The sequence below is a fragment of the Prochlorococcus marinus str. MIT 9313 genome, from assembly GCF_000011485.1.
In the GTDB taxonomy this organism is placed as follows: Bacteria; Cyanobacteriota; Cyanobacteriia; order PCC-6307; family Cyanobiaceae; genus Prochlorococcus; species Prochlorococcus marinus_D.
Window position 1 is genome coordinate 1,348,188 of sequence record NC_005071.1, and the last position, 11,341, is coordinate 1,359,528.

General features: G+C 55.3%; 13 protein-coding genes. 9 read left to right on the plus strand and 4 right to left on the minus strand.

All coding sequences use genetic code 11. From position 1 onward, the window contains the following. Nucleotides 1-84 precede the first annotated feature (84 nt). From AKG35_RS06720 to AKG35_RS06735, 4 genes are all read left to right on the plus strand, one after another. Nucleotides 85-1,884 carry a proline--tRNA ligase gene (locus tag AKG35_RS06720; protein WP_011130628.1) on the plus strand — a complete coding sequence of 600 codons (1,800 nt, stop codon included), beginning with the start codon at nt 85-87 and terminating at the stop codon, nt 1,882-1,884. A 28-nt stretch (nt 1,885-1,912) separates the two neighbouring features. Continuing rightward, entirely contained in the window at nt 1,913-2,353 is a 441-nt protein-coding gene (gene psb27, locus AKG35_RS06725) for a photosystem II protein Psb27 (RefSeq protein WP_011130629.1), read from the plus strand. 87 nt (nt 2,354-2,440) lie between these two features. After that, complete coding sequence (locus AKG35_RS06730) at nt 2,441-3,760, plus strand: adenylosuccinate synthase (RefSeq protein ID WP_196757106.1); 1,320 nt, start codon at nt 2,441-2,443, stop codon at nt 3,758-3,760. A gap of 52 nt (nt 3,761-3,812) precedes the next feature. Then, complete coding sequence (locus AKG35_RS06735; protein WP_011130631.1) at nt 3,813-4,832, plus strand: adenosine kinase; 1,020 nt, start codon at nt 3,813-3,815, stop codon at nt 4,830-4,832. A gap of 13 nt (nt 4,833-4,845) precedes the next feature. Here the strand turns inward: AKG35_RS06735 and cutA are convergent, their stop codons facing one another. Together cutA and AKG35_RS06745 are read right to left on the minus strand one after the other, a co-directional pair. Further along, entirely contained in the window at nt 4,846-5,187 is a 342-nt protein-coding gene (cutA, locus tag AKG35_RS06740; RefSeq protein WP_011130632.1) for a divalent-cation tolerance protein CutA, read from the minus strand. A 20-nt stretch (nt 5,188-5,207) separates the two neighbouring features. Continuing rightward, on the minus strand, nt 5,208-6,029 hold the full coding sequence (locus tag AKG35_RS06745) for a precorrin-6A/cobalt-precorrin-6A reductase (protein WP_011130633.1): 822 nt from the start codon (nt 6,027-6,029) through the stop codon (nt 5,208-5,210). A 29-nt stretch (nt 6,030-6,058) separates the two neighbouring features. Between AKG35_RS06745 and AKG35_RS06750 the strand changes: the two genes are divergently transcribed. After that, nucleotides 6,059-6,541, plus strand: coding sequence for a single-stranded DNA-binding protein (locus AKG35_RS06750; protein WP_011130634.1), 483 nt, complete (start codon nt 6,059-6,061; stop codon nt 6,539-6,541). A 9-nt stretch (nt 6,542-6,550) separates the two neighbouring features. Here the strand turns inward: AKG35_RS06750 and AKG35_RS06755 are convergent, their stop codons facing one another. Continuing rightward, the gene (locus AKG35_RS06755) at nt 6,551-6,751 is read right to left on the minus strand and encodes a hypothetical protein (protein WP_011130635.1); all 201 of its coding nucleotides are present in this window, start codon (nt 6,749-6,751) and stop codon (nt 6,551-6,553) included. A gap of 52 nt (nt 6,752-6,803) precedes the next feature. Between AKG35_RS06755 and AKG35_RS06760 the strand changes: the two genes are divergently transcribed. Genes AKG35_RS06760 through AKG35_RS06775 form a run of 4 tightly spaced genes read left to right on the plus strand, consistent with a single transcriptional unit; the run spans nt 6,804 to nt 9,049 of the window. Beyond that, entirely contained in the window at nt 6,804-7,376 is a 573-nt protein-coding gene (locus AKG35_RS06760; protein WP_011130636.1) for a DUF2854 domain-containing protein, read from the plus strand. Beyond that, a complete protein-coding gene (argB, locus tag AKG35_RS06765; protein ID WP_011130637.1) occupies nt 7,363-8,289 on the plus strand; it encodes an acetylglutamate kinase in 927 nt (308 codons plus the stop codon). Before AKG35_RS06760 ends, argB begins: the two co-directional genes overlap by 14 nt. A gap of 3 nt (nt 8,290-8,292) precedes the next feature. After that, nucleotides 8,293-8,784, plus strand: coding sequence for a hypothetical protein (locus tag AKG35_RS06770; protein ID WP_011130638.1), 492 nt, complete (start codon nt 8,293-8,295; stop codon nt 8,782-8,784). A 19-nt stretch (nt 8,785-8,803) separates the two neighbouring features. Next, on the plus strand, nt 8,804-9,049 hold the full coding sequence (locus AKG35_RS06775) for a hypothetical protein (RefSeq protein ID WP_236069560.1): 246 nt from the start codon (nt 8,804-8,806) through the stop codon (nt 9,047-9,049). 14 nt (nt 9,050-9,063) lie between these two features. Here the strand turns inward: AKG35_RS06775 and priA are convergent, their stop codons facing one another. Continuing rightward, nucleotides 9,064-11,340, minus strand: a complete 2,277-nt coding sequence (priA, locus tag AKG35_RS06780; protein ID WP_041385117.1) for a replication restart helicase PriA — start codon at nt 11,338-11,340, stop codon at nt 9,064-9,066. Between the last annotated feature and the right edge of the window lies 1 nt (nt 11,341).

Consider the following 11,341-nt stretch of genomic DNA (forward strand, 5'->3'; position numbering starts at 1 on the left):
TCGATTAGGCGCTTTGAGACAGTTTCGTGATCGGCTTATTTGGACCGCGGATGGTAGCTTCCCCCATCCACTGAGGTCCGATTCATGCGCGTCTCCCGCCTGATGCTGGTGACGTTGCGCGACATACCAGCTGACGCGGAAATCGCCTCCCATCAATTGCTGCTCAGAGGGGGATATATCCGTCGTGTGACTTCAGGCATTTATGCCTACCTACCACTGATGTGGCGGGTCCTGCGCAAAATCACATCGATTGTTCAGGAGGAAATGGATGCCACTGGTGCTCTGGAGACCTTGTTACCTCAATTGCAGCCTGCAGAGCTCTGGCGGCGTAGTGGCCGATGGCAGGGGTATACGGCCGGCGAAGGCCTGATGTTCCACCTTGAAGACCGCCAAGGACGAGAACTCGGACTCGGCCCCACCCATGAAGAGGTGATCACAAGTCTTGCCGGAGACCTGCTGCGCTCATATCGACAGCTTCCTGTAACGCTCTATCAGATCCAAAGCAAATTCCGCGATGAGATCCGCCCACGTTTTGGCCTGATGCGCGGCCGCGAATTCATCATGAAGGACGCCTATTCCTTCCATTCCTGCGAAGCAGACCTCGCCATGACCTACAGAGCCATGGATGAGGCCTATCAACGAATCTTCTCCCGTTGCGGACTCGAAACCGTCGCCGTGGAAGCCGACAGCGGAGCCATCGGCGGAGCCTCGTCTCAAGAATTTATGGTCACAGCGGATGCTGGCGAAGACCTGATCCTGATCAGTGGTGATGGCCACTACGCCGCCAACCAAGAAAAGGCCGTCTCTCATCCACCAAAAGCCATCCCCCTGCCTGCTTCAAAAGTTGCCTTGCTTGATACACCCGAACAGGGAACGATCGAGACACTGTGTACCGCCCAGGGCCTTGTTCCGTCTCAAGTGGTGAAGGTGCTGGTCATGCTGGCCCGCTTCGAAGATGGTGAACTTCAACCAGTCCTTGTAAGCATCCGAGGAGACCAGCAACTCAATGAGGTAAAGCTGATCAACGCCCTAAGCAGGGAACTAAACAAGGGGGTGCTCGATGTGGCCCCCATCAGCGCCGATCAAATCACTGCGCAAAAGCTTGAAGCCTGGCCCTTTGGGGCGATAGGGCCTGACCTAGACGATGCCCTGTTAAGCGGAGCCACAAGCTGGACAAAACATTTCCTACGCCTAGCTGACCCGACAGCTACTGAGCTGAACTGTTTTGTCTGCGGTGCCAATCAAAACAATCAGCATCGAACTGGCATGACCTGGTCAAAACTCGGGGGAGTGCCCAAAAGCGTCGATCTACGCAAATCGCAGGCTGGCGATCGCTGTATCCATGACTCCAGCCAGATTCTGGAGGAGAGAAGAGGCATTGAGGTAGGACACATTTTCCAATTAGGTCGCAAGTACTCAGAAGCCCTAGAGGCCTGTTTCACCAATGACCAGGGCACTCAGGAGCCTTTCTGGATGGGGTGTTACGGCATCGGGATTTCCAGACTTGCCCAGGCTGCTGTGGAACAACACCATGACGAAGCTGGCATGAAATGGCCTCTGGCTATAGCCCCATTTGAGGTCATCATCGTGGTAGCCAACATCCAGGATGAGGTTCAGCAAAAGCTGGCCGAACAGCTTTACAGCGAACTACAAGCAGCTGATATCGAAGCACTACTTGATGACAGGACTGAACGCGCCGGCGTGAAATTCAAAGATGCTGACCTGATCGGTATCCCTTGGCGAGTCGTGGTTGGCAGAGATGCCGCCAAGGGGCAGGTGGAACTGATTCAAAGATCCAGCCGCAAGGTTCAAATACTTTCTGCAAAACAGGCCTTTACCGCACTGGTTAAAGACATAGCAGCGAACCAAAACACAAGGGTCTGACCAGCCATTTAAAATTCTTGGGAATGGAATGAAACGGATGACTACTGCCTTGCATCACATGGCCAAGCAGTTGATGCGGGCAGGATTGGCAATCTGCCTTGTCCTTTGCCTGATGCTCACAGCCAACGGAAGCGCCAATGCAGCCGAGATCCAATTGTCCGGAAACTATGTAGACGACACAGTCAACGTGGCTCACAACCTGCAAGACGCAATCGCCCTGTCCTCGGACGACGAAGGCTTTTCAGCAGCGCAAGAGGAGGCTCGTGACCTGAGCTACAACTACATCGCCCGATATCGGCCTCGCTCCAAGGTGAATAACCTGCAGTCCTTCACCACCATGCAGACAGCCCTCAATTCTCTAGCTGGTCATTACAACAACTTCGCCAACCGCCCCCTACCGGAAGAACTTCAAAATCGGATCACTAAAGAACTTGCCAAGGCAGAACAAACTGTATTAAGAGGCAGATAAATCAACTGCTAAGTAATCACTGTTTGACTTAAGGCAGGGATATCTGGGAAGATCCCCGTTTGTGAATAACGGCGGCTTCGGGCCGCAGTGTCCTTGGCCAATGTTGTCGTCATCGGTGCGCAGTGGGGTGACGAAGGAAAAGGCAAGATCACCGATCTCCTAAGCCGTTCAGCTGATGTTGTCGTCCGCTATCAAGGTGGCGTCAATGCCGGCCACACAATCGTTGTGGATGACCAGGTGCTCAAACTGCACCTCATTCCCTCAGGAATCCTTTACCCAGAAACAATCTGCCTCATCGGCTCTGGCACAGTCATCGATCCCAAAGTGATGCTCAAGGAGCTAGACATGCTGCTTGAGAACAGCATTGATATCTCAGGTCTTCAACTGGCATCGACTGCCCACGTAACGATGCCGTATCACCGCCTCTTGGATGAGGCGATGGAGCAACAACGTGGCGATCAACGTATCGGCACTACTGGACGGGGCATCGGTCCCACCTATGCAGATAAGTCCCAACGCAACGGCATTCGCGTACTTGATCTTTTAGATAGCCAACGACTACGAGAACGACTGCGTGGCCCTCTGCAAGAAAAGAATCGTCTACTCGAACAAATTTATGGAGTAGCACCACTTGACTCAGAGCAGGTCATCGAGGAATACCTCGGCTATGGCCAAAGGCTTGCTCCACACGTTGTCGACTGTATTCAAACCATTCATCAAGCTGCCCGCAGCCGCAAAAACATTCTTTTTGAAGGAGCTCAAGGGACCCTTTTAGACCTTGATCACGGCACCTATCCCTATGTCACCTCCTCCAATCCAATCTCAGGCGGTGCATGCATCGGAGCTGGAGTCGGACCCACGCTGATCGATCGAGTGATCGGTGTTGCCAAGGCTTACACCACCCGTGTAGGAGAAGGTCCTTTTCCTACAGAACTGGAAGGAAGCATCAATGAACAGCTCTGTGACCGGGGAGGTGAATTCGGCACCACCACAGGCCGCCGCAGACGCTGCGGCTGGTTCGATGGAGTCATTGGTCGTTACGCAGTAGCAGTGAATGGCCTGGATTGCCTGGCGATTACCAAACTCGATGTGCTTGATGAGCTCGACGAAATCCGAGTGTGCGTGGCCTACGAACTCAATGGTGAACGAATTGAACACTTCCCTAGCAGCGCAGAAGACTTTGCCCGCTGTCATCCAATCTTCGAGACCCTGCCAGGCTGGCAATGCTCCACTGCAGACTGCCGCCGTCTTGAAGACCTACCAACCACAGCGATGGACTATCTGCGCTTCCTCGCCGACCTGATGGAAGTGCCGATTGCCATCGTCTCCCTAGGTGCCAACCGTGATCAAACAATCGTTGTAGAAGATCCGATCCACGGTCCCAAACGGGCTCTCCTAAGCGCCTAAGCACTTTCTCAAAACAAATGGTGGACGGGGATCGATACTTCTGAGGTTTCCCATGCATCCCTCCATGGTTATCCCCAGGTTCAGTGATCGTCCTCTCGATGTGGTTGGAATAGGCAATGCCATCGTGGACGTGCTGGTGCAGGCGGACGATGCCTTCCTTGATGCGCACAGTCTGAGTAAAGGCAATATGGCCTTGGTGGATGAAGCCCAAGCAGAAGCGCTTTACTCCATCAGTGGACCAGGTCTAGAGACTTCAGGTGGATCCGCCGCCAACACCCTGGTAGGTCTGGCGCAACTCGGCGGGAAGGCAGGCTTCATCGGTCGTGTCAAAAATGATCAACTAGGCAGCATTTTTAGCCACGACATCCGTTCAGTAGGCGCTCGATTCGAGACTCCACCAGCAAGTGATGGTCCTTCTACGGCTCGCTGTCTGATCCTGGTCACCCCTGATGCGCAACGCACCATGTGTACCTATCTAGGAGCTTCGGTACAGCTGGACCCTGAAGATTTAGACCTGTCAATGGTTCGCCAAGCCAAGGTGCTCTACCTCGAGGGGTATCTATGGGACAGTCCGGCAGCCAAAAAAGCCTTCATCGCTGCCGCACAAGTCTGTCGTGATTCAGGAGGCCAAGTAGCCCTATCTCTTTCCGATGGCTTCTGCGTTGATCGGCATCGCGACAGCTTCCTCGAGCTGGTTGATAGCCACGTGGATCTGCTGTTTGCTAACGACAGCGAAATCACCTCTCTTTACAAGAGTGTCAGCTTCGAGGCTGCATTGGAAGAAGTGAAAGGCCGCTGCAAGGTGGCAGCCCTCACCCGCAGCGAGCACGGATCTGTCGTGCTCGCTGGTGATCAACGCTGGGATATTCCTGCCTACAAACTTGGCAACGTGGTTGACACCACAGGTGCAGGTGATCTCTACGCCGGTGGCTTCCTACACGGTTACACCCAGGGAACCACTTTGGAAACCTGTGGACAAATTGGATCCATCTGCGCCGGCCAGGTGATCACTCAACTCGGTCCTCGCTCACAGGTGTCGCTTCCGGAATTAGTAGCGAAGCATCTGAATTAATTGAAGGGCGGTTTCACCCTTCAACAGGTTCCACAGCTGCTGCTACCCAAACAGCGTAAGGATCACTCGCAGTGGCTGACCAGTAAATCCACTCTGGGGTCTCATAGCTGTGTAACTCTTTAATCGTCTGATGCAGTGCATCCAGCTGATGCTGACTGGTCTTGATCAGCAATTGCACTTCCTGCGCTCGTTCCAGCTTCCCCTGCCAACAGTAGTGGGATTGAATCTGCTGCAAACTCACGCAGGCCGCCAACCTGCGAGCCAAGAGCTCATTGGCCAATCCCTCGGCCAGGTTTGCGTTTGCCTCTGTGGTCAACACCAAAACCAGTGTCGATGAGAATCCTCGATCAACCATGAAGACCTTTGCAAAGAACGTCAGCACAGTGGAGCTACTCGATCGGTTGAGAGCCGATTGAGCAGGCTCTCAACGCTACCGATGGCTTCTACTGCACCGCAGGGCTGTGGCCGGGAGATCAACCAAAGGCCAAGCCCCTGCTGCCGACAGATCTTGTGCCAGAGCTGCTCCGTCACCCCCCCCGACTGCCTGCAAACCACTGCTGTAATCGACCAGCGCCGGCACAAGGCTGACTCCAGTTCGCCATGAGATTGCCCCTGCAGCGGACGCACAACAGCCAGATGGTGCTCGGGCAAGCCACTCGCCAAAGCATGTCGAAGACTTTCCGGCGAAGGAAGCACACGGGCAAACACTTGAGCTCCAGCCTGACGAGCTGCCCTGACAGCCTGGCCAAGATGCCTTGCCCCAAGAGCCATCAACAATCGACTTCCTTGCAATGTTTGCCTTGCCAAATCAGCCGAGCTCGCGATCAGGGATGCTTCTCCACAACCCTCCATGGGACGCTCAAAGCGCAACAAAGGCTGAGCGAATTCCTGACAGGCACGCTGCAGATCCGTACTGATCTTGACTGCAAAGGGATGGGTCACATCCACCACCCAATCAAAACCTTGATGGCGATGACGAGCCTGATCAAGCACCCCGAGTATCCCTTCCACTCCGTCGAGGGGGCCCGTCCAAAGATCTTCCAAGGACAGACCTGCGTAGGCCCCTGCGGCGCTAGCACTGACGACACTGACACTGACTCGCCATCCCTGAGCCACCAAAGCGGCCACCAAAACAGGTCCTTCACCAGTCCCAGATAGCAACCAGACATGCGGCTGGTCATTCCTGCAAGCTTGCATCAAAATGACTCTCACTCCAAGGGAAGGACATGAACCACTGCGTACTTGAAGTGGAAGTGATCCAGGCACCAACCATTCGTTATACCCAAGACAACCAAACACCGATCGCCGAAATGGAGGTGCGCTTCGATGCACTTCGTGTCGACACTGCCCCTGGTCAACTCAAGGTGGTGGGATGGGGCAACCTTGCCCAGGATCTACAAAACCGCGTCCAAGTTGGGCAAAGGCTTGTGATTGAAGGTCGACTACGAATGAACACAGTTCCCCGCCAAGATGGCACCAAGGAAAAGCGCGCCGAATTCACGCTCGCGCGTCTTCATTCCCTCTCCGGCCAAGCTGGTCAAACTGCTAGTAGCCCAGAACGACCTACTAGCACTACAACCAACCAGACCTCACGACCTCTACCGATAGCCGAGACGCCAACACCCAAACCGGTAACAACTGCAGAACCAGAAGCTGCCAGCTGGAATAGTGCCCCACTGGTGCCAGACACCGATGACATTCCCTTCTGAACGCATTCATTACCCGAAGCTGTTCTCGTCTTCAAGGCCCTCGGCAGCTCGAGTCAACAGCTGGCCCAATTCCCTCTCCAGAGCAGCCAAGTCAAGGCGCAACTCAACCCAACGGCCACGATCAATCTGCTCCAGCAACCAAGCTCGATCAGCATCCAACTGAGTGATCAACTCAGATAAGTCGCTATCAGAGGGATGAGCTGAAGCCATTGCAACGGATCCTTACCCTCAGCCTGGAGGCTAAAGCGTCAGAATAAACGCCATGAATGATCTGTTCTCTCCAGGCAGCCTCGTCACCGTGGCAGGTGGTGTACTTGCAGTTGTTGGTGCGGTGGCCTACACAAATGGCGATGCCAACCTCAGCCTGCCAACCATCTTCTATGGAGTGCCCATCCTCATAGGAGGACTAGCACTAAAATCCTCTGAACTTCCCCCTGCTAAACGCGTCACTCCAGCCGCAGTTCTGCGTCAAGCCAGGGAGAAGGGAGCACCGGAACTGGGCAAACTCGTCTGGGATGTAACCCGCTGGCGTTATGGACAGAAAGCCCATCTTGAGACGTCCTTAGAAGCGCTCAAACTCTGGGATAAAGACAACCCCCCTCAGCTCCAAGAGATTGAAGAACTAGAAACTGCAGCGGGGTACGGCGTACGGTTGAGATTCAATCTGGGTGCTGTGCCACTCGATCTCTGGCAGGAACGCCAGGAACGATTGGGCCGCTTCTTTGCCAAAGGCCTGCACGCCGAACTGAAATCACCAAGCGCGGGGGTCCTGGATCTCATCCTGCTGCCAATCAACAAGGATGATGAACTAGCAGGTCAAGATGGAGTCAGCTAAATCTGCTGCAGCGCTGGTTGAGCCCTGCCAAACCAACTCCGCGAGAAGGCTTACAGAGGATGACTCCCTCAGGGTTTCTGTGCTTAGCGAAGCCCTCCCTTACATCCAACGGTTTAGCGGACGGCGCATTGTTATCAAATACGGCGGAGCCGCCATGGCCCACGCCAATTTGCAGGAAGCGGTTTTTCGCGACCTTGCCCTACTCGTCAGCGTGGGCGTAGAGCCCGTTGTGGTTCATGGCGGCGGACCAGAGATCAATCAATGGCTGGAAAGGCTTGAGATTCCAGCACAATTCCGCGATGGCCTTCGCGTTACCGATGCAGACACCATGGACGTGGTGGAAATGGTCTTAGTTGGACGCGTTAACAAGCAAATCGTTAATGGCCTCAACCAACTGGGGGCCAAGGCTGTTGGCCTTAGTGGCAGTGACGGGAATCTGGTTGAAGCCAGACCCTGGGGCGACGGTAGCCATGGCTTCGTCGGAGATGTAGCCCGAGTCAACACCGATGTACTTGAACCAATTCTCGCAAAGGGTTATGTACCAGTGATCTCAAGCGTGGCCGCCACTGTTGAGGGCTGCTCACACAACATCAATGCAGACACGGTCGCCGGTGAGATCGCCGCCGCTCTTGAAGCAGAGAAACTAATCCTGCTAACCGACACCCCAGGCATCTTGCTAGATCGGGATGATCCAAGTTCCCTTGTTCATCAGTTGCGTCTCTCTGAAGCACGCCAGCTCATCACTGAAGGGGTGGTGGCTGGCGGCATGACCCCAAAAACCGAATGCTGCATCAGAGCTTTAGCTCAAGGGGTCGGCGCTGCCCATATCATCGATGGACGTGTTCCACACGCCCTGCTTCTCGAGGTGTTCACCGACGCCGGCATCGGCACCATGGTGGTTGGTCGCAGCTGAGCGATGCACGCGAATCTGGCCGAGGCTGAAGCCGCCCTCGCCCGCGGAGACTATGGCCAAAGCCTTGCTCTATTAGAGCCTTTGGCAGCAAGCCATCCACTGCCCCATGCGGAGGGGGCCAGGATCAGAATGTTGATGGTTACTGCTTGGATGGGGCAAGGTGACGAGCGCAAGGCCCTCGCAACCTGTCGTCTTCTCACCCGCTGCAAAGACCTCGAACTTCGCCAAAACGCGAAACAGCTACTGATCGTGTTGGAAGCACCAAGCTTGCAACGGCCTGCCAACTGGTCGATACGCTTGCCGAACTTAAACATGACAGCCACAACGGCTGCACGCCCTGTCTCAGCCCGTCGACCTTCACTGCGGCCAGCGCCGCCGCCACCGCCAGCCACCGGACCAACAAAAGCCCCCAATCTGGGCTTCTTAATCTTGGTCTTGCTCGTTCTCATCGGGTTAACCATGCTGCTCAGTGGCTTGGCCATACCACCGAGATAAGCCTCTTAAGGCCAAACGAGTGAACCCAGTAACCAGCCAAAGACTCACCAACAACCCTTACGGGGATCTGAGTTGGCCTCTACAGCAAGGCGACCCTCAGCAGCTAGACCTTGATCGCAAACGCTCCAGCCGACTCGAGGTTGGCAACCCTTGGGTCATGGAGCTGTTGAAGACCAGCCTGATCCTGCAAAACGTTCAGCTCAGACTCGGCTTCGGCGTGCTCAAAATGCCCCTCGAACGGACCTCCAACAACATCAACCATTGAAGATGATGGCCTAATCAAAGCTGAATTGGATCTGGGTCCACCGCTAAGGAAACCCCACGGGGCAATCCATTCCAAAGAGTCGATCCTGATGGCAGCGGCAAACGACTCTCCTCCGGACCATGCAATAGCAGTTGCCAACGACTTCGACCAGCGACCCGTGCAATCGGAGCTGGCGCTGGTCCTACAAGACACCAACCCTGAGCCTCACAAAGGGGTTTGATCTGTTCAGCGAGGACCGCAGCAGCTGTGGCTGTCACGGCAGCTGAATCACCTGACAAACGCAACAAGCAGGCCCGGCTATAAGGCACCAAACCAGCCTCATGACGAAGACAGGCCTCTTCTTTCAGAAACTCGCCATAGCGACCATCCACCAAATGGTGAATCACAGGATGATCAGGGCAATAGGTCTGAACAAGCACATGACCTGGCCGCTCGCCACGTCCTGCACGACCAGCCAATTGCATCAACAGTTGCAAGCTCTGCTCTCCAGCTTGTAAATCAGGGCGATGCAGCAAACCATCTGCAGCCAACACCGCCGCAAGAGTGACCCGAGGCAAATCCATACCCTTGGCCAACATCTGGGTGCCAACCAGCACATCTGCCTCCCCTGCTGCAAATTGCTCCAGTAAACGGCGATGCCCATCACGCCCAGCGGTGCTGTCACGATCGAAACGCAACAACCTCAGACCCTGGAGCTCCTCAACGAGATGCTCCATCACGCGCTGCGTGCCTGCACCAAAGGGTTTGAAAGCCTTCGATCCACATTTATGGCAACTGGACATAACCTCAGCACGATGGTCACACCAATGGCAACGCAACCACTGGTGCCCTTGACGACTGCGATGCACCGTAAGCGCCACGTCGCAGTTAGGACACTGCACGACCTCTCCACAGCTACGACAACTCAAAAAGCTGCTGTAGCCGCGTCGTGGCACCAACACCACCGCCTGTTCACCGGCCTCAGGCAATGCCGAAAGACGTTCCATCAATGGACGGCTGATCAAGCGACGATGGCCATCGGCCAATTCCTGTCGCATATCAACCACATGCACAGGCGGTAAGGGCTGATCGGAAATGCGACGGGTCAGTCGAGCCAAGGCAAGCTGGCCTTGAGGAGCGAGGTTCTTCCAGCTGACAAGCGAAGGCGTAGCGCTTCCCAGCACCACCCTGGCGCCAGTTCGCCTGGCCCTATCCATGGCCATATCACGGGCGTGGTAGCAAGGCATGGGTGACTCCTGCTTGTAAGAACTGTCGTGTTCCTCATCAAGCACGATCAAACCCAATGGTGCCAATGGCAAAAAGACTGCTGAACGAGTACCAACCACCACCAATGGAGTGGCAGCAGTAAGCCCCTGCCTCCAGGTGCTCACCCGTTCACGATCGGAACAGCCACTGTGATATTCCAGAACCTTGGTTCCGAAACGGCGACGGAAACGATCGACCAACTGAGGGATCAAACCAATCTCCGGCGTGAGAATCAAGCAATGACGACCGGCTTGCAGTTCTCTTGCCGCAAGCTGCAAGTAAACCTCTGTCTTGCCCGAGCCTGTCACCCCCCAAAGCAGCATCCCAGTGCCAAGAGGCTGGGATTGGAAAGCCTCCACAACCTCCTGCTGTTCAACAGTCAGAGACTGAGGCACCTCCAAATCCTGATCACAAGCATCTGAGCAGGAAAGCCCGTTGGAGGCATCAGTAGGTTGACGCTTTTCCCTACGAATGAGACCTCGCTTGATGAGGCCATTGACAAGACCAGACCCGAAGCCAGCAGCCTGAAGATCCCTCTGCCATGCACCACCACCCCCTGCAGCCAAGGCCGCCTGCAAATCAGCCTGACGCTGAGGAAGATTCTGGGGATTGATCGCAGAAGATTCGAGTTGAATCCACCAGAGTCGACGGGGCTCCGCCTGATGAGACTGCCGCTGACCGAGCCAACCAGGCGGCAAAGCTGCTTTAAGCATGCGAAATGAACTGATATGGCAATGAACAGCCATCGCTTCAATCCAGCCAAACCAGAGAGGATCTACCGCCGCAGACTGCACAAGAGCCTCGATGGCCTCTAAGTGACGCGGCGGTGCTTCACTCCCAGAGTCCTGGCCACGATCAACAGGAGACGAGATCCGCCGATCCATCACGAGGCCGTGCATCCTTCGTCCCCGCAAGCGAACGACGACGAGATCCCCTAAATCCACCCCTAACCGTCTGCTGTCCACATAGGTGAAACACCGCCCTTCACGGCCTGCCTCCACCCAGACGTCCACCTCTGCGCAGCGTTCGGAAGGGCAGTGGGGCAGT

What these genes read in the sequence shown, in the direction of transcription:
- AKG35_RS06745 (WP_011130633.1), bottom strand. Translation starts at nt 6,029, where the DNA reads ATGCAAGCTTGCAGGAATGACCAGCCGCATGTCTGGTTGCTATCTGGG.
- AKG35_RS06770 (WP_011130638.1), top strand. Translation starts at nt 8,293, where the DNA reads ATGCACGCGAATCTGGCCGAGGCTGAAGCCGCCCTCGCCCGCGGAGAC.
- argB (WP_011130637.1), top strand. Translation starts at nt 7,363, where the DNA reads ATGGAGTCAGCTAAATCTGCTGCAGCGCTGGTTGAGCCCTGCCAAACC.
- AKG35_RS06735 (WP_011130631.1), top strand. Translation starts at nt 3,813, where the DNA reads ATGCATCCCTCCATGGTTATCCCCAGGTTCAGTGATCGTCCTCTCGAT.
- psb27 (WP_011130629.1), top strand. Translation starts at nt 1,913, where the DNA reads ATGAAACGGATGACTACTGCCTTGCATCACATGGCCAAGCAGTTGATG.
- cutA (WP_011130632.1), bottom strand. Translation starts at nt 5,187, where the DNA reads ATGGTTGATCGAGGATTCTCATCGACACTGGTTTTGGTGTTGACCACA.
- AKG35_RS06750 (WP_011130634.1), top strand. Translation starts at nt 6,059, where the DNA reads ATGAACCACTGCGTACTTGAAGTGGAAGTGATCCAGGCACCAACCATT.
- AKG35_RS06755 (WP_011130635.1), bottom strand. Translation starts at nt 6,751, where the DNA reads ATGGCTTCAGCTCATCCCTCTGATAGCGACTTATCTGAGTTGATCACT.
- AKG35_RS06760 (WP_011130636.1), top strand. Translation starts at nt 6,804, where the DNA reads ATGAATGATCTGTTCTCTCCAGGCAGCCTCGTCACCGTGGCAGGTGGT.
- AKG35_RS06720 (WP_011130628.1), top strand. Translation starts at nt 85, where the DNA reads ATGCGCGTCTCCCGCCTGATGCTGGTGACGTTGCGCGACATACCAGCT.